General features: G+C 67.4%; 14 protein-coding genes and 2 tRNA genes. 12 read left to right on the top strand and 4 right to left on the bottom strand.

Annotated elements, in window-relative coordinates; all coding sequences use genetic code 11:
* Positions 1–4: 4 nt before the first annotated feature.
* Entirely contained in the window at positions 5–808 is an 804-nt protein-coding gene (locus NM962_21675) for a hypothetical protein (GenBank protein UVO12427.1), read from the top strand.
* On the opposite strand, the gene pepN is transcribed toward NM962_21675, so the two are convergent.
* Positions 809–3,373: an aminopeptidase N gene (gene pepN / locus NM962_21680; protein UVO12428.1), complete on the bottom strand. Its 2,565-nt coding sequence runs from the start codon at positions 3,371–3,373 to the stop codon at positions 809–811.
* Between the two features lie 60 nt (positions 3,374–3,433).
* Here pepN and NM962_21685 point away from each other — a divergent pair, with 60 nt between their 5' ends.
* The 4 genes from NM962_21685 to NM962_21700 all read left to right on the top strand — a co-directional run bounded on the left by NM962_21685 (position 3,434) and on the right by NM962_21700 (position 5,865).
* Positions 3,434–3,814, top strand: coding sequence for a DUF1304 domain-containing protein (locus NM962_21685; protein UVO12429.1), 381 nt, complete (start codon positions 3,434–3,436; stop codon positions 3,812–3,814).
* Positions 3,815–3,891: 77 nt separating this feature from the next.
* Positions 3,892–4,503 carry a DsbA family protein gene (locus NM962_21690; GenBank protein UVO12430.1) on the top strand — a complete coding sequence of 204 codons (612 nt, stop codon included), beginning with the start codon at positions 3,892–3,894 and terminating at the stop codon, positions 4,501–4,503.
* Between the two features lie 41 nt (positions 4,504–4,544).
* Positions 4,545–5,024 (top strand): ribose-5-phosphate isomerase, encoded by a 480-nt coding sequence (locus NM962_21695; GenBank protein ID UVO12431.1) that lies wholly within the window; start codon positions 4,545–4,547, stop codon positions 5,022–5,024.
* Positions 5,025–5,046: 22 nt separating this feature from the next.
* Positions 5,047–5,865 (top strand): Fpg/Nei family DNA glycosylase, encoded by an 819-nt coding sequence (locus NM962_21700; GenBank protein ID UVO12432.1) that lies wholly within the window; start codon positions 5,047–5,049, stop codon positions 5,863–5,865.
* A 4-nt stretch (positions 5,866–5,869) separates the two neighbouring features.
* On the opposite strand, the gene NM962_21705 is transcribed toward NM962_21700, so the two are convergent.
* Positions 5,870–7,093 (bottom strand): beta-lactamase family protein, encoded by a 1,224-nt coding sequence (locus tag NM962_21705; GenBank protein ID UVO12433.1) that lies wholly within the window; start codon positions 7,091–7,093, stop codon positions 5,870–5,872.
* 211 nt (positions 7,094–7,304) lie between these two features.
* A tRNA-Gly gene (locus tag NM962_21710) sits at positions 7,305–7,378 on the bottom strand.
* Between the two features lie 136 nt (positions 7,379–7,514).
* On the opposite strand from NM962_21710, the gene NM962_21715 reads away from it, so the two are divergent.
* The 4 genes from NM962_21715 (at position 7,515) to clpP2 (ending at position 10,385) form a co-directional block, all read left to right on the top strand.
* A tRNA-Pro gene (locus tag NM962_21715) sits at positions 7,515–7,591 on the top strand.
* A gap of 57 nt (positions 7,592–7,648) precedes the next feature.
* Positions 7,649–9,067: a trigger factor gene (gene tig, locus NM962_21720; protein UVO12434.1), complete on the top strand. Its 1,419-nt coding sequence runs from the start codon at positions 7,649–7,651 to the stop codon at positions 9,065–9,067.
* A gap of 95 nt (positions 9,068–9,162) precedes the next feature.
* The gene (locus NM962_21725) at positions 9,163–9,741 is read left to right on the top strand and encodes an ATP-dependent Clp protease proteolytic subunit (protein ID UVO12435.1); all 579 of its coding nucleotides are present in this window, start codon (positions 9,163–9,165) and stop codon (positions 9,739–9,741) included.
* Positions 9,738–10,385 (top strand): ATP-dependent CLP protease proteolytic subunit ClpP2, encoded by a 648-nt coding sequence (clpP2, locus tag NM962_21730; GenBank protein UVO12436.1) that lies wholly within the window; start codon positions 9,738–9,740, stop codon positions 10,383–10,385. The genes NM962_21725 and clpP2 overlap by 4 nt, the downstream gene beginning before the upstream one ends.
* 20 nt (positions 10,386–10,405) lie before the next feature.
* Here clpP2 and mmuM read toward each other — a convergent pair whose 3' ends face one another.
* Positions 10,406–11,332 (bottom strand): homocysteine S-methyltransferase, encoded by a 927-nt coding sequence (gene mmuM / locus NM962_21735; protein ID UVO12437.1) that lies wholly within the window; start codon positions 11,330–11,332, stop codon positions 10,406–10,408.
* A 256-nt stretch (positions 11,333–11,588) separates the two neighbouring features.
* On the opposite strand from mmuM, the gene clpX reads away from it, so the two are divergent.
* From clpX to NM962_21750, 3 genes are all read left to right on the top strand, one after another.
* Positions 11,589–12,872: an ATP-dependent Clp protease ATP-binding subunit ClpX gene (gene clpX / locus NM962_21740; protein ID UVO12438.1), complete on the top strand. Its 1,284-nt coding sequence runs from the start codon at positions 11,589–11,591 to the stop codon at positions 12,870–12,872.
* A gap of 271 nt (positions 12,873–13,143) precedes the next feature.
* Entirely contained in the window at positions 13,144–15,099 is a 1,956-nt protein-coding gene (locus NM962_21745) for a 2-oxoacid:acceptor oxidoreductase subunit alpha (protein UVO14888.1), read from the top strand.
* Entirely contained in the window at positions 15,096–16,181 is a 1,086-nt protein-coding gene (locus tag NM962_21750) for a 2-oxoacid:ferredoxin oxidoreductase subunit beta (protein UVO12439.1), read from the top strand. Before NM962_21745 ends, NM962_21750 begins: the two co-directional genes overlap by 4 nt.
* Positions 16,182–16,195: the final 14 nt, after the last annotated feature.

Raw genomic sequence — 16,195 nt, forward strand, 5'->3', positions numbered from 1 at the left:
TCCCGTGGTCGCGAGCGTGAACCTGCCCGGTCCACACGCAGGACCGGATGTCGTTTCGGCGCATGCTCTGGCTGCGGCCTCCCCGGCGCACCGCGCCTGGCTGGCGAACCTCGACCGGCGCGGTGTCGGACCGCGGGCGGTGACCGAAATCGTTCGTGGGCAGGGCATCACGCGGGACAGTTTCCGGGCTCTGGACGTAATGGAGCAGATCACCGACCCGGACGGCAAGAGCTTTTTCGTCATCCCCCGAACAGCCGGCGGCGACGCCGTGCGGCGCGCGGTGCTGCTGACCTACCTTCTCAATGCGGGCACCGGGTACGGTCGGCCCGGCGCTCGCAGCGACTTTCCCGAGACGCCGTACGGCGCCGACGAGATACGACGGATCATCGATCGCCAGCGCGCGAATCGCTGGAGTTACGCGGCGGTCCGCAGCATCTGCAATGCCGGCGGCTGCGTGGCCACGACCCCGAACGGCGTGTTGATGGTCGTGGGAGGCAATCGAATTCACGGGGCGTTCAGCCACCGTGGCGGCACCATGTGGGGTGATCTGTTCCTGATCAACGCCCAGCGGGTCTCCGATCCCGCCGGATTGCTGCGCGAGATCGTCGCATCGGGCCGCGTCGGTACGAGCGGACCTGACCTGGATGCGCTGTTGCATCACGAGGAGATCCACGCCCAGCAGTGGGCCGCCCTGGGGCCGGTGCGGATGCCCTCGCGCTACCTCGCCGAGGAGGCGAGGGCGCGAATCTTTGGCGGCGTCAACGGTTTCGAGAAGGACGCCGGCCTGCGCGACGGGGGATACCGCTGATCAAGCGGTGTCAACGCTGCGCGCGCGCAGTGACCGCTCCACCCCGGCCCGACCCTCGGTTACCAGCCTCCGCAGCGCCGGTGGCACCGAAGGATCGGCCAGGAAGGCGTCGGCGGCGTCCAATCCGGCCTGGCTGACATCCCACCCGGGGTACAGACCCACCACCACGGTCTGCGCGACCTCGCTGGATCGCCGTTCCCACACACCGGAGATCGCCTCGAAGTAGCGCGCGGTGAACGGCGCCAACAGCTCGCCCTGGCCGGGCTGCACGATTCCGCCGATGATTGCGCGACCGGTGATGTTGGCCAACGTGTCGTCCTCGATCACCTGCTGCCAGGCCGCTTCTTTGACGGCGGGCTGCGGCCGGGCCGCCGAAGCCTGTGCGCCCTGGCGTTGGCCGGCCGCGGTGGGGTCGCGCTGGATCTCGGCATCGATCGCCGCAGAGTCCAGCGCACCGCCGCGGGCCAGCGCCACCACGATCCGCCAGCGCAGGTCGGTGTCGACGGCCAGCCCGGACAGCCCTTGGGTAGCCGGGTCGGCGTCCAACAGTGCGGCCAGCACCGTAGTGTGCCGCTCGGCGAGCACCGAGGTGCACAGCGCGTTGACATAGGCCAGCTGGTGATCCGAGCCGGGCTCGGCCCCCCGGGCCAACTCCAGCAGCCGGTCGGCGAACGCGGGCCACCCGTGCTCGGCGGCCCAGTCCGGATCGGCGTAGAACCCCAGCGCGGTCTGCGCCTGCAGCAGCAGCCGCGAGGCGACGCCGACCTCGGCTTCGGCGCCGATGCCGCGCTGTACCAGTGCCAGGAAGTCCCGGGCGCGCAGCTCGGCTTCGCGGGTCATCTCCCAGGCCGCCGACCACACCAGCGTGCGCGGCAACGGCTCGGCGATGTCGGCGATGCGCTCCGTCGCGGCGGCCAGTGACTGCGGGTCCAGCCGCAGCGCGCAGTAGGTCAGGTCGTCGTCATTGACCAGGATCAGCTTTCCGCGCGAAACCCCGACCAGGCCGGGCACCTGGGTGCTGGGCCCGTCGATGTCCAGCTCCTCGCGGTGCACGCGCACCAACCGGCCGGAACCGGAGGGGTCGTCATCGTAGATACCGATGGCCAACCGGTGCACCCGCGTCTCACCGGCACCTGGGGCAGCACCACCCTGCGTCACCGCGAACCGGGTGAACCGGCCGTCGCCGTCAACATCGAAGTCCGCCTGCAGCGTGTTCAGGCCGGTGGTCTTCAGCCACTGCCGGCCCCAGTCGGACAGATCCCGGCCGGACGCCTTCTCCAGTGCCGCCAGCAGGTCGTCAAAGGTGGCGTTGTCAAAGGCGTGCGCGGCGAAGTAGTCACGCAGACCGGCCAGGAAGTGCTCCAGACCGACGTAGGCCACCAACTGCTTGAGCACCGAAGCGCCCTTGGCGTAGGTGATTCCGTCGAAGTTGACCTCCACAGCGGCCAGGTCGGGGATGTCGGCGGCGATCGGGTGCGTCGACGGCAGCTGGTCTTGGCGGTAGGCCCATGATTTCTCCGCGTTCGCGAACGTGGTCCAGGCGCTGGTGTATTCGGTGGCCTCGCTCTGGCACAGCACCGAGGCGAACGTCGCGAATGACTCGTTGAGCCACAGGTCGTCCCACCAACGCATGGTGACCAGGTCGCCGAACCACATGTGCGCCATCTCGTGCAGCACGGTCTCGGCGCGTCGTTCATAGGACGCCCGGGTCACCTTGCTGCGAAAGACGTAGTCCTCCAGGAACGTCACCGCTCCGGCGTTCTCCATGGCACCGGCGTTGAACTCCGGCACGAACAGCTGGTCGTACTTGCCGAATGCATACGGCACGCCGAAGTTGCGGTGGTAGAAGCCAAATCCCTGTTTGGTCTCGGTGAACAGCCGCTCGGAGTCCATGTGCTCGGCCAGCGATGCCCGGCAGAACAGGCCCAGCGGGATCTCGCTGTGTTCGTCGCGGTATACGTCGTCCCAACGGGCATACGGTCCGGCGATCAGTGCCACCAGATAGGTGCTCATCTTCGGCGTGGTCGCAAACGTGTGCATTCCGTCGCGCACCGCGGTGGTGGCGCCGTTGGAGATCACCTGCCAGTGCGGCGGTGCGGTGACGGTGATGTCGAAGGTGGCCTTGAGGTCGGGTTGGTCGAAGCAGGCGAACATCCGCTTGGCGTCCGCGGTTTCGAACTGCGAGTACAGGTACACCTCATCGTCGACCGGGTCGACGAAGCGGTGCAGACCTTCGCCGGTGTTGGAGTAGTAGCACTGCGCGTCGATCTCGACGGTGTTGTGCCCGTCCAGGCCGGTCAGTGTGACGCCGACGGCCTCGTCGTAGGCCGAGACATCGAGGGCGCGGCCGTTGAGGGTGGCGCTGTGGATCGTCGCGGCGGCGATGTCGATGACGGTGTCGCTACCGGCCAGTGCGTCGAAGGTGACGGTGGTGGTGGAGCGGAAGGTGCGCTCGCCCGGATTGCCGCTGCCATCGGTCAGGTCCAGGGCGATCCGGTAGTTGACGACGGTGACCGAAGCGGCCCGCACGGCGGCCTGGTCGCGGGTGAGGTTAGGAAGTGCCACGCCCGCCTACAGTAGCCGCCAGACCGTGCGGGCGGGCGCCGGACCGAGTTTAATGAGGCCATGCTCATCGCCGGTCTGACCTTCGCCGCGCTGGCCGCGGTGTTGCACGTCTACATCTTCGCGCTCGAGTCGCTGAGTTGGACTTCGCCGCGCACTCGGGCTGTCTTCGGCACCACCGCCGAGGAGGCCGAGACCACCAAGGCGCTGGCCTTCAATCAGGGTTTCTACAATCTGTTCCTGGCCATCGTCACGGTCGTGGGTATCGCCGCGGTTTCGTTGGACCACAACACCGTTGGGCTTGCGCTGATCTTCGCCGGCGTGGGGTCCATGCTGGCCGCGGCACTGGTTCTGGTGACGTCGTCGCCCGACAAGGCCCGCGCCGCCGTCGTCCAGGGCGCGTTCCCGGCGGTCGCGGTCGCGCTGCTGGCCCTGAGCCTGTAGTCGCGCGGCGGGCATAGATGTGCTCGGGGCCGCGTTAGAGGTTGCAGACGTGTCCATTGTTGGCTGAGAGGATCGCCATGCCCGTGAAATCGCAAGCCGAGTTCTGGTTCGACCCGCTGTGCCCGTGGTGCTGGATCACCTCGCGGTGGATCCTCGAGGTCGAGAAGGTCCGTGACATCGACGTCACCTTCCACGTGATGAGCTTGGCCGTCCTCAACGAGGGCCGCGACGACCTGCCCGAGCAGTACCGCGAGGGCATGAAGCAGGCGTGGGGCCCGGTGCGGGTGGCGATCGCCGCCGAGCAGCTACGCGGCAACGAGATCCTGCGGCCGCTGTACACCGCGATGGGAACCCGGATCCACAACCAGAACAACAAGGACTTCCCCGACGTCATCGCCGGTGCACTGGCCGAGGTGGGTCTGCCGGCCGAACTGGCCGACGCCGCCACCAGCGACGCTTACGACGAGGCGCTGCGGGCAAGCCACCACGCTGGGATGGACGCCGTCGGCAAGGACGTCGGAACCCCGACCATCCACGTCAACGGGGTGGCGTTCTTCGGGCCGGTGCTGTCTCGCATTCCCCGCGGCGAGCAGGCGGGGGAGCTGTGGGATGCATCGGTGACCTTCGCGTCCTATCCGCACTTCTGGGAGCTCAAGCGAACCCGGGTCGAGGCGCCGGAGTTCGACTGACGGTTGGCGGGGGAGCAGACCGGGTCTGAGACAATGACGCCATGCGCGTCTACCTCGGCTGCGACCACGCCGGCTACGAACTCAAAGAAGCGATCGTCGAGCACCTGAAGAAGGCCGGCCATGAGCCGGTCGACTGCGGGGCCTTCAGCTATGACGCCGAGGACGACTACCCGGCGTTCTGCATCGCGGCGGCGGCTCGTACGGTTGCCGATCCCGACAGTCTCGGCATCGTGATCGGCGGGTCCGGCAACGGTGAGCAGATCGCAGCCAACAAGGTGCCCGGGGCGCGTTGCGCGCTGGCCTGGAGCACCGAAACCGCGCAACTGGCCCGGGAACACAACAATGCCCAGCTGATCGGCATCGGCGGCCGGATGCACAACACCGCTGAAGCACTCGCGATCGTCGACGCATTCTTGAGCACCCCGTGGTCGGAGGCCGAGCGTCACCAGCGGCGCATCGACATCCTGGCTGCCTACGAGCGCAACCACGAGGCACCTCCGGTGCCCGGCGCGCCCGCCTGACCCGACCACAGACTGGCCTGACATGCCGGAGGGGCACATCTTGCACCGGCTGGCCCGGCTGCATCAGCGCCGCTTCGCGGGCGCGCCGGTCGCGGTGTCCAGTCCGCAGGGCCGCTTCGAATCCGGCGCCGCCGTAGTCGACGGGCAGCCACTGCTGCGTGCCGACGCGTGGGGCAAGCACTTGTTCCACCACTACGCGCGCGGGCCGATCGTGCACGTGCACCTGGGGATCTACGGCCACTTCACCGAGTTCGGCCTGGCTGACGGTGGCCTGCCCGAACCGGTCGGCCAGGTCCGGATGCGGATGGTGGGTGCCGACTACGGCACCGATCTGCGCGGTCCGGCCGCGTGCGAGGTGGTCGACGAGGCGCAGGTTGCCGACGTGATCGCGCGGCTGGGACCCGATCCGCTGCGCAGTGATGCCGACCCGTCACTGGCCTTCAAGCGAATTGCCAAGTCCCGCAAAACCATAGCTGCACTGTTGATGGACCAGTCGGTGCTGGCCGGGGTCGGCAACGTCTACCGCAGCGAGGTGCTGTTCCGGCATCGGATCGACCCCTACCGGCCCGGTGTGCAGATCGGCGAAGCGGACTTCGCCGAGATCTGGGCCGACTTGGTGGCGCTGATGAAGGTCGGGCTGCGGCGCGGCAGCATCGTCGTCGTCCGGCCCGAGGATGACCACGGCGCTCCGGCGTACGCGCCCGGCAAGCCGCGTACCTACGTCTACCGGCGCGCCGGCGACCCGTGCCGTCTGTGCGGGACTGCCGTGCGCACCGCTGAACTGGAGGGCCGCAATGTGTTCTGGTGTCCGTCCTGTCAGGGTGGCGGGTCGCCCACCTAGCGGGTCAGTCGTCGTAGACCGTTTCGCGCCGGGGCCGAAGCGCCACCCCGAGCGCCCGGTAGATCTCGTTGGACAACACCACGCTGCGCGGGTCGGCATTGGCCTGGGTGTGATCGAACCGGTTCATCACGTAGCCGTAGCCGATCCGGTGCTCCAGATCCGCGAACGCGAACGATCCGCCGAGGCCACCGTGACCGAAGATCCGCCGGTTGGGCCCGTTGACCCCCTCGGCGTTGAGCATGTAGCCCATTCCCCACCCGTGCTCGGCGACTCGGGGCCCGAGCACCAGGTCGGTTTCGGTGCCGCCCTGCAGCACCCGCAGGCGGTCCATGGCGGCCCGGCTGAGCAGCTTCTCCTGCACCAATGCGTTATAGAAGGTGGCCATGCCCAGGGCCGAGACCTGGGCGTTGGTGCCGGGGAACTCCAGTTGGCGCCAGAGCGTCAGGTCGTTGGTGGCGATCTCGTCGTCGGGGGCGAATCCCATCGCGACCGCCAGTCCCGCCTTGGGGTGGTCGTCCAACGAAGTCGGGCGTTTCGGTGCGCCGGCCGAGGACAGCATCTCCCGGATCGTCGGCTTGCCCACCGGATCGGCGCAGCGGTAGGGCTGCTGCTCGGCCGGCACCCCGATGTGTACCTCGGCGCCCAGCGGGCCGGCGACCTCCGTGCGCAGGTACTGGCTCACGGTCAATCCGGTTACCCGCCGGACGACTTCACCGATGATGAAGCCGTAGGTGGTCATGTGGTAGCCCTGCGCGGTGCCGGGACGCCACCACGGTTCGGCGGCGGCCAGGCGTTCGCAGACCAGATCCCAGTCGGTGACGTCGCGCCAGTGCATCGGTTCACGCGGCCCGATCGCCCCGGAACGGTGCGCCAGCACCATCGCCAGGGAGATGTCGCCCTTGCCAGCCTGGCCGAACTGCGGCCAGTAGTGGGCCACCGGTACTCGCAGGTCCAGCTCCCCGGCATCGGCGAGCCGATGCACGCAAGTGCTGGTCAGGCCCTTACTGCCCGACAACACGGTGCTCAGGGTGTCTTCCTGCCAGGGCCGCTGGCCGTCGACGTCGGCGGAGCCGGCCCACAGATTGACGACCAGTTCGCCGTCGACATACGCCGCGACGGCCGCGCCGAGCTCGTCGCGCTCGGTGAAGTTGCGCTCGAACTCGTCGCGCACCTTGGCGAAGCGCGGGGAGCACGTCCCATGTATTTGGACGTGCCGTGTGCCGCCCATGGCGTGCCTTCCTGCTAGGGAGCATCCCCTTCCGCGGGGGCGACGGGGCGATCGCACCCGCGCAGCTTGCTTGGAAGGATAAGTCCGCGGCGTCGCGCGAGTACAGCAGCCCCCGGCCGGCACGCGCCTGTTGAGCAGTTGCTTGTCGAGGGGGGAGACCGCCGCTGGAGTCCGCCGAACCGCAGGTCGGCGGACCCCAGGCGGGTCCTTGTGGAGCGGGCGACGGGAATCGAACCCGCGTAGCTAGTTTGGAAGACTAGGGCTCTACCATTGAGCTACGCCCGCATGAACAGCTAGAGCGAGACTGTACCGGCGTGGCGGACCCGAAATCCAATTGCCCCGCCGCGGTGGCTTCGTGGGGCGTTGGCAGCAGGTCATTGTGATCACCGATATGCCGGGCCGTAGGATCGCCTGGTCAGTGCGGGGTGTAGCGCAGCTTGGTAGCGCATCCGCTTTGGGAGCGGAAGGCCGCAGGTTCAAATCCTGTCACCCCGACCACTAGCGCGCGCCGCACCGGCACGACCGACCACGTCAACGATATCGAGGAGTACACCCGTGAAGAGCACCGTCGAGCAGCTGACCCCGACCCGGGTTCGCATCAACGTTGAGGTGCCGTTCACCGAGCTTCAGCCGGATTTCGAGCGGACCTACAAGGAGTTGGCCAAGCAGGTGCGGTTGCCGGGCTTCCGGCCGGGTAAGGCTCCGGCCAAGCTCATCGAGGCTCGCTTCGGTCGCGCCGCGGTGTTGCAGCAGGTGGTCAACGAGGCGCTGCCGAGCCGCTACAGCGAGGCGGTGACGAGCTCGGACCTCAAGCCGCTGGGTCAGCCCGACATCGAGGTCACCAAGCTCGACGACGGTGAGCAGATCTCCTTCACTGCTGAGGTCGACGTGCGGCCCGACATCGCCCTGCCCGACCTGGAGCAGCTGAAGATCACGGTGGATCCCATCCAGGTCAACGACGACGAGGTCGACGCCGAGCTCGACTCGCTGCGCGCCCGGTTCGGCACCCTGACCGGTGTCGAGCGCCCGGCCGCCGACGGCGACTTCGTCTCGATCGACCTGGACGCCACGATCGACGGCGAGGCGGTTGAAGGCGCTGCCACCGAGGGGCTGTCGCACGAGGTCGGATCGGGTCAGCTCATCGAGGGCCTCGACGACGCCATCGTGGGGTTGTCGGCCGGTGAGAGCAAGTCCTTCACCACCAAGCTGGCGGCCGGCCCGCAGGCCGGCAAGGACGCTGAGGTCACCGTCACGGTTCAGTCGGTCAAGGAGCGCGAGCTGCCGGAGGCCGACGACGAGTTTGCGCAGCTGGCCAGCGAGTACGACACCATCGGCGAGCTGCGGGAGAACCTCACCGAGCAGGTGAGCCGGACCAAGCGCATCCAGCAGGCTGAGAAGGTCCGCGAGGCGACGCTGGCGACCCTGGTCGAGCAGGTCGAGATGCCGTTGCCCGAGGCCGTCGTGCAGGCGCACATCGACAACGCGTTGCACAACGCGCTGCACGGTCTGGACCACGACGAGAACAAGTTCGCCGAGTCGCTGGCCGAAAAGGGCTCCTCGCGCGCCGAGTTCGACGCCGAGACCCGCAGCGAGGCCGAGAAGTCGGTGAAGACCCAGCTGCTGCTCGATGCGCTCGGCGACAAGCTGGAGATCCAGGTGGGCCAGAACGACCTCACCCAGCACCTGGTGCTGATGGCACGTCAGTACGGCATCCCGCCGCAGCAGCTGGTGCAGTTCCTGCAGCAGAACAACCAGCTGCCGGCGGTCTTCGCCGACGTGCGTCGCGGCATGGCGCTGGCCGCGGCGGTGCGTGCGGCCGCGGTCAGCGATACCGCGGGCAACGAGATCGACACCGCCGAGTTCTTCGGCACCGACGAATCAGGTGACGAGGCAGACGAAGCCGCCGAGGCTTTGGCCGCCGCTGAGGAAGCGGCCGAGGAAGCCGCCGAGGCCGAGGCTGCATCCGACGAGTGACGCTGTAAGCGAACGAAGCCGGTTCGGACCGCCCTGAGCCGTTCCGGTTGGTTAGGGTCGGTGCATATGAATCTCGAGAAAGCAGGTATCCCACTGTGAGCCAGCCCGGTCTGAATCTCGTCGACTCGGTTTACGAGCGGCTACTGCGAGAACGCATTATCTTCCTGGGGTCGCAGGTGGACGACGACATCGCCAACCGGCTGTGTGCCCAGATCCTGTTGTTGGCCGCCGAGGACCCGACCAAGGACATCTCGCTCTACATCAACTCCCCGGGCGGTTCGATCAGCGCGGGGATGGCGATCTACGACACCATGGTGCTGGCACCGTGTGACGTAGCCACCTACGCGATGGGGATGGCCGCCTCGATGGGCGAGTTCCTGCTTGCGGCGGGCACCAAGGGCAAGCGCTACGCCCTGCCGCACGCCCGGATCCTGATGCACCAACCGCTGGGCGGGGTGACCGGCAGCGCCGCCGACATCGCCATCCAGGCCGAGCAGTTCGCGGTCATCAAGAAGGAGATGTTCCGGCTCAACGCCGAGTTCACCGGTCAGTCCATCGAGCGCATCGAGGCCGACTCCGACCGCGACCGCTGGTTCACTGCCACCGAAGCCCTGGAATACGGCTTCGTCGACCACATCATCACCAGCGCCCACGTCAACGGAGCCACATCATGAACCCCGAAACCTTGCGAGCCATCGCACCGCAGGCGCGCTACATCCTGCCGTCGTTCGTGGAGCACTCCAGCTGGGGCGTCAAGGAGTCCAACCCGTACAACAAGCTGTTCGAGGAGCGCATCATCTTCCTCGGCGTGCAGGTCGACGACGCCTCGGCCAACGACATCATGGCCCAGTTGCTGGTGCTGGAGTCTTTGGACCCCGACCGCGACATCACCATGTACATCAACTCCCCGGGTGGTTCGTTCACCTCGCTGATGGCGATCTACGACACCATGCAGTACGTGCGGGCCGATATTCAGACCGTGTGCCTGGGTCAGGCCGCCTCGGCTGCGGCGGTGTTGCTGGCGGCGGGTACGCCGGGCAAGCGGATGGCTTTGCCCAACGCCCGAGTGCTGATCCACCAGCCGTCGCTGTCCGGAGTGATCCAGGGCCAGTTCTCCGACCTGGAGATCCAGGCCGCTGAGATCGAGCGGATGCGGACCCTGATGGAGTCCACCCTGGCCCGCCACACCGGGAAGGACCCGGAGGTGGTCCGCAAGGACACCGACCGCGACAAGATCCTGACCGCGGCCGAGGCCAAGGAGTACGGGATCATCGACACCGTGCTGGAGTACCGGAAGCTGTCGGCTCAGACGGCGTAGGCCCCGCGCCGAGCGTGTACTCAGCGCGAATTTTCAGCCGGATTTCCGCGCTCATTACACGCTCGGCGGGCTACGGCCGCCACGGCGGCAATCTCGGCCGGGCCCACCCGGCAGCAACCCCCGATGATGCGGGCACCGGCGGCAACCCAGGCCGGCACCAGGGCGGGGGAGAAGCGCCTCGGTCCCGCCCAGCGCCCCGACCTCCACTGCTCACCGCTGTTGGGGTAGACGATCAGCGGCTTGCCGGTGACTTCGCTGGCGATCTCGATCGCCGGCAGGACGTCGGCCGGGGCGCAGCAGTTCACCCCCACCGCGACGATCTGCGGCACCTCGGCGGCCACCGCGAAGGCCTCCGCGAGGGGCTGCCCGGCGCGGGTTTGGGTGCCGTCGATCGTGTAGCTGAGCCAGGCCGGAACGTTCGCCTCCTGGACCAGGCCCACCAGGGCCGCCGCCTCATCGAGGTCCGGCACGGTCTCCAACGCGAGCAGGTCGGCGCCGGCGTCGGCCAGGATCTCCAACCGGGGCCGGTGCCACGCAGACAGCTGTGTGACCGAAAGTCCGTACCGGCCGCGGTATTCCGAGCCGTTGGCGCGAGCGGCGCCGTACGGGCCGACTGACGCCGCAACCCAGCGCCCACGCGCGCCGTCGCCGGCTTGGCGGGCCAGGTCCACGCTGCGGCGCAACAGCCCGGCGGCCGCCCGTCGGTCGATCCCGCGGGCGGCGAATCCGTCGAAGCTCGCCTGATAGCTGGCGGTGGTCGCGATCTGCGCACCGGCGGCAAAGAAGGCCGCGTGAACGGCCGCGATGTCTTGGGGTGCTTCCACGAGCAACCGGGCCGACCACAGCGGGTCGGACAGGTCGGCCCCGCGGGCTTCCAGCTCCGTCGCCAGCCCCCCATCGGCGACGAGCACGGTATCGTCGGGCACGGCGAACCCCACGTTTGCCACTCTAGAGCTGGAAGGCTCCGCCCGGCTCACAGCCGGGTAACGCCCCCGAAACGCTCACGCCACGCCAGCGCGTCACACGCCGGCTGCGGCGCCTTGGGCTATATGTTCGTGGAGCAGGCAGACGGAGCCCGTGATGAATACCAACGACGCGATTCGGCCTTATCGGTCGCCTCGCACCGGAGTGAACGGGTAGCGTCGGAGCAGACACCGGCACCCCGACGACAGACGGCGAACAGGAAGTAGGTCCTAACGCACCATGGCGCGCATTGGAGACGGCGGGGACCTGCTGAAGTGTTCGTTCTGCGGCAAGAGTCAGAAGCAGGTCAAGAAGCTCATTGCAGGTCCGGGCGTCTACATCTGCGATGAGTGCATCGACCTGTGCAACGAGATCATCGAAGAGGAGTTGGCCGACGCCGACGACGTGAAGCTCGATGAGCTGCCCAAGCCCGCTGAGATCCGGGAGTTCCTGGAGGGTTACGTCATCGGCCAGGACACGGCCAAGCGCACGCTCGCGGTGGCCGTCTACAACCACTACAAGCGCATCCAGGCCGGCGAGAAGAGCCGGGACTCGCGCTCGGGTGAGCCGGTTGAGCTGACCAAGTCCAACATCTTGATGCTCGGGCCCACCGGCTGTGGCAAGACCTACCTGGCCCAAACGCTGGCCAAGATGCTCAATGTCCCGTTCGCAATAGCGGATGCGACGGCACTCACCGAAGCCGGCTATGTCGGTGAGGATGTCGAAAACATTCTGCTCAAGCTGATTCAAGCGGCCGACTACGACGTCAAGCGCGCCGAGACCGGCATCGTCTACATCGACGAGGTCGACAAGATCGCCCGCAAGAGCGAAAACCCCTCGATCACCCGCGACGTCTCCGGCGAGGGCGTGCAGCAGGCGCTGCTCAAGATCCTGGAAGGTACGCAGGCCTCGGTTCCGCCGCAGGGCGGTCGCAAGCACCCGCACCAGGAATTCATCCAGATCGACACCACCAATGTGCTGTTCATCGTTGCCGGTGCTTTCGCCGGCCTGGAGAAGATCGTCTCGGACCGGGTTGGCAAGCGGGGCTTGGGATTCGGCGCCGAAGTCCGGTCCAAGGCCGAGATCGACACCACCGACCACTTCGCCGAGGTCATGCCGGAAGACCTGATCAAGTTCGGTCTGATCCCCGAGTTCATCGGCCGGTTGCCGGTGGTGGCCTCGGTGACCAACCTGGACATGGAGTCGTTGGTCAAGATCCTGTCGGAGCCCAAGAACGCGCTCGTCAAGCAGTACACCCGGCTGTTCGAGATGGACGGGGTCGAGCTCGAGTTCAGCCAGGACGCGCTGGAGGCCATCGCAGATCAGGCCATCCACCGCGGCACCGGTGCGCGCGGTCTGCGGGCGATCATGGAAGAAGTCCTGCTGCCGGTCATGTATGACATCCCCAGCCGCAACGATGTCGCCAAGGTCGTCGTGACCAAGGAAACGGTGCAGGACAACGTGTTGCCGACCATCGTGCCGCGCAAGGCATCGCGCGGCGAGCGTCGCGACAAGAGCGCCTGACCCGGGGCGGCGCTCGACGCCGCGCAAAGTTACTCGCCAGTACCGAACTTCTCTTAGAGTTGGCGCGCGGGTGAACGTGATGAAAACCACATTTCCGGCTCAAGTTGACCGCGAACCCCAGTGTGACATCGACATTTAACACTGAGTAACCCGAATTTCGACACGGTGTGGCGTCGTATGGTCTATAAGAGCGGTGCAATAATCGGTACTGCCAGTGACAGAAAAACTTGTGGGTGCGCCAGCCGTGCTGCGCGGGCCCGGGTGGACAGTGATGGAAGGCGGGGCTGTGGGGCCGAGCGGTAACGGAGTCGGGTCGGCACCCGGTCGCCAAAAACTCGAGAAAGTCGTCATCCGTTTCGCCGGTGACTCCGGCGACGGTATGCAGCTCACCGGCGATCGCTTCACCTCCGAGGCGGCCCTGTTCGGCAACGACCTGGCTACCCAGCCGAACTACCCGGCCGAGATCCGCGCACCTCAGGGCACCCTGCCCGGTGTGTCGTCGTTCCAGATCCAGATCGCCGACTTCGACATCCTCACCGCCGGTGACCGCCCCGATGTGTTGGTGGCGATGAACCCCGCGGCGCTGAAGGCCAACATCGGCGACCTGCCGCGTGGCGGCATGGTGATCGTCAACTCCGACGAGTTCACCAAGCGCAACCTGGCCAAGATCGGCTACGAGACCAACCCGCTGGAGACCGAGGAACTCTCCGACTACGTCGTGGTTCCGGTCGCGATGACCTCTCTGACCCTGGGTGCGGTCGAGGCGATCGGCGCGACCAAGAAAGACGGCGCCCGGGCCAAGAACATGTTCGCCCTGGGCCTGCTGTCCTGGATGTACGGCCGGGAGCTGGCGAGCAGCGAGCGGTTCATCCGGGAGAAGTTCGCCAAGAAGCCCGATGTGGCCGACGCCAACGTGCTGGCGCTCAAGGCGGGCTGGAACTACGGCGAGACCACCGAGGCGTTCGGCACCACCTACGAGATCGCCCCGGCCAAGCTGCCGGCGGGCGAGTACCGCCAGATCTCGGGCAACACCGCGATGGCCTACGGCGTGATCGTCGCCGGCCAGCTGGCCGACACCCAGGTGGTGCTGGGGACCTACCCGATCACCCCGGCCTCGGACATCCTGCACGAGCTGTCGAAGTACAAGAACTTCAACGTGCTGACCTTCCAGGCCGAAGACGAGATCGCCGGCATCGGTGCGGCGATCGGCGCCTCCTACGGCGGTGCGCTGGGTGTCACCAGCACCTCCGGTCCCGGTTTGGCGCTCAAGGCCGAGGCGCTGGGCCTGGCCGTGATGACCGAGCTGCCGCTGCTGTTGATCAACGTCCAGCGCGGCGGCCCGTCCACCGGCCTGCCTACCAAGACCGAGCAGGCCGACCTGATGCAGGCGCTCTACGGGCGCAACGGTGAGTCGCCGGTGGCGGTGCTGGCGCCGTGCACGCCGTCGGACTGCTTCGACGCGGCCATCGAGGCCGTTCGGATCGCGGTGACATACCGCACCCCGGTGGTGCTGCTCTCCGACGGCGCGATCGCCAATGGTTCGGAGCCGTGGCGTATCCCGGACGTTGCCGCGATGGAGCCCATCGACCAAAACCTGGCCAAGGCCGGCGAGGACTTCGCGCCGTACGCGCGCGACCCGGAGACCCTGGCCCGGCAGTTCGCCATCCCCGGCACCCCGGGCCTGGAGCACCGGATCGGTGGCCTGGAGAAGGCCAACGGCTCCGGGGCGATCTCCTATGAGCCGGCCAACCACGACCTGATGGTGCGGCTGCGTCAGGCCAAGATCGACGGCATCAAGGTTCCCGACCTGGTCGTCGATGACCCGTCCGGGGACGCCGAGCTGCTGATGTTGGGCTGGGGCAGTTCCTACGGCCCGATCGCCGAGGCCTGCCGGCGGGTCCGACGCGGCGGCGTCAAGGTTGCGCAGGCGCACCTGCGTAACCTCAACCCGTTGCCGGCCAACCTGGGTGAGGTGCTGCGGCGCTACCCCAAGGTGGTGCTGCCGGAGATGAACCTGGGCCAGTTGGCGCTGCTGCTGCGCGGCCGTTACTTGGTCGACATCCAGTCGGTGACCAAGGTGACCGGCCAGGCATTCCTGGCCGACGAGGTCGAGGGGATCATCGACGACGCACTGGCCGGCACGCTGGCCGACCGGGAGAACGAGAAGGCGTCGCTGGCCAGGGCCGCGGCGGTCACCATTGCGGGTACAGCAGGAGCGAACTCATGACCACCACCGAAGCTGTCGGCTCGCTCGTCGGAACCGATCTGGGACTGACCGCGCTGAGCGGGGTCCCCACCACCGACGAGCCGCAGAAGTCCAAGGACTTCACCTCCGACCAGGAGGTGCGCTGGTGCCCGGGTTGTGGCGACTACGCCATCCTCAACTCCGTCCGCAACTTCCTGCCCGAACTGGGGGTGCGGCGGGAGAACGTGGTGTTCGTCAGCGGGATCGGCTGCTCGAGCCGCTTCCCGTACTACATGAACACCTACGGCGTGCACTCGATCCACGGCCGTGGCCCGACGTTCGCCACCGGGCTGGCGACCGCCCGTGAAGACCTGAAGGTGTTCCTGATCACCGGTGACGGCGACGCGCTGTCGATCGGCGGCAACCACCTGATCCACACGCTGCGACGCAACGTCAACATCACCATCCTGCTGTTCAACAACCGGATCTACGGCCTGACCAAGGGCCAGTATTCGCCGACCTCGGAGACCGGCAAGGTCACCAAGTCGACGCCGTACGGTTCGCTGGACAACCCGTTCAACCCGATCTCGCTGGCCCTCGGCGCCGAGGCGACCTTCGTTGGGCGGGCCCTGGACTCCGACCGCAAGGGCCTGACCGAGGTCCTGCAAGGTGCGATGGAGCACCGCGGCTCGGCGCTGGTGGAGATCCTGCAGGACTGCCCGGTGTTCAACGATGGCTCCTTCGACCTGCTGCGCAAGGAAGGTGCGGAAAGCCGCATCATCAATGTCCGGCACGGCGAGCGCATCGTGTTCGGCGCCGAGGGGGAGTACTGCGTCATCAAGTCCGGTTTCGGGCTCGAGGTCGCCAAGACCGCCGACGTCTCGGCCGACCAGATCGTGGTGCACGACGCCACCCAGGCCGACTCCTCGTACGCCTTCGCGCTGTCGCGGCTCTCGGAGCAGGACCTGTCGCACTTCCCGATGGGCATTTTCCGCAAGGTCAGCAAGCCCACCTACGACGATCTGGCTCGTGCGCAGGTCGCCGAGGCCCGGCAGTCGACCGCTAACGACACCGCCGCACTTCAGGCGCTGCTGCGTGGTCGCGACACCTGGACCGTGGACTGAGGCGAGTCTGAGGC

The sequence above is a fragment of the Mycobacterium sp. SVM_VP21 genome (assembly GCA_024758765.1).
In the GTDB taxonomy this organism is placed as follows: Bacteria; Actinomycetota; Actinomycetes; order Mycobacteriales; family Mycobacteriaceae; genus Mycobacterium; species Mycobacterium heraklionense_C.

What these genes read in the sequence shown, in the direction of transcription:
- NM962_21745 (UVO14888.1), top strand. Translation starts at nt 13,144, where the DNA reads ATGGAAGGCGGGGCTGTGGGGCCGAGCGGTAACGGAGTCGGGTCGGCA.
- NM962_21705 (UVO12433.1), bottom strand. Translation starts at nt 7,093, where the DNA reads ATGGGCGGCACACGGCACGTCCAAATACATGGGACGTGCTCCCCGCGC.
- clpP2 (UVO12436.1), top strand. Translation starts at nt 9,738, where the DNA reads ATGAACCCCGAAACCTTGCGAGCCATCGCACCGCAGGCGCGCTACATC.
- NM962_21700 (UVO12432.1), top strand. Translation starts at nt 5,047, where the DNA reads ATGCCGGAGGGGCACATCTTGCACCGGCTGGCCCGGCTGCATCAGCGC.
- NM962_21750 (UVO12439.1), top strand. Translation starts at nt 15,096, where the DNA reads ATGACCACCACCGAAGCTGTCGGCTCGCTCGTCGGAACCGATCTGGGA.
- clpX (UVO12438.1), top strand. Translation starts at nt 11,589, where the DNA reads ATGGCGCGCATTGGAGACGGCGGGGACCTGCTGAAGTGTTCGTTCTGC.
- NM962_21685 (UVO12429.1), top strand. Translation starts at nt 3,434, where the DNA reads ATGCTCATCGCCGGTCTGACCTTCGCCGCGCTGGCCGCGGTGTTGCAC.
- NM962_21695 (UVO12431.1), top strand. Translation starts at nt 4,545, where the DNA reads ATGCGCGTCTACCTCGGCTGCGACCACGCCGGCTACGAACTCAAAGAA.
- NM962_21690 (UVO12430.1), top strand. Translation starts at nt 3,892, where the DNA reads ATGCCCGTGAAATCGCAAGCCGAGTTCTGGTTCGACCCGCTGTGCCCG.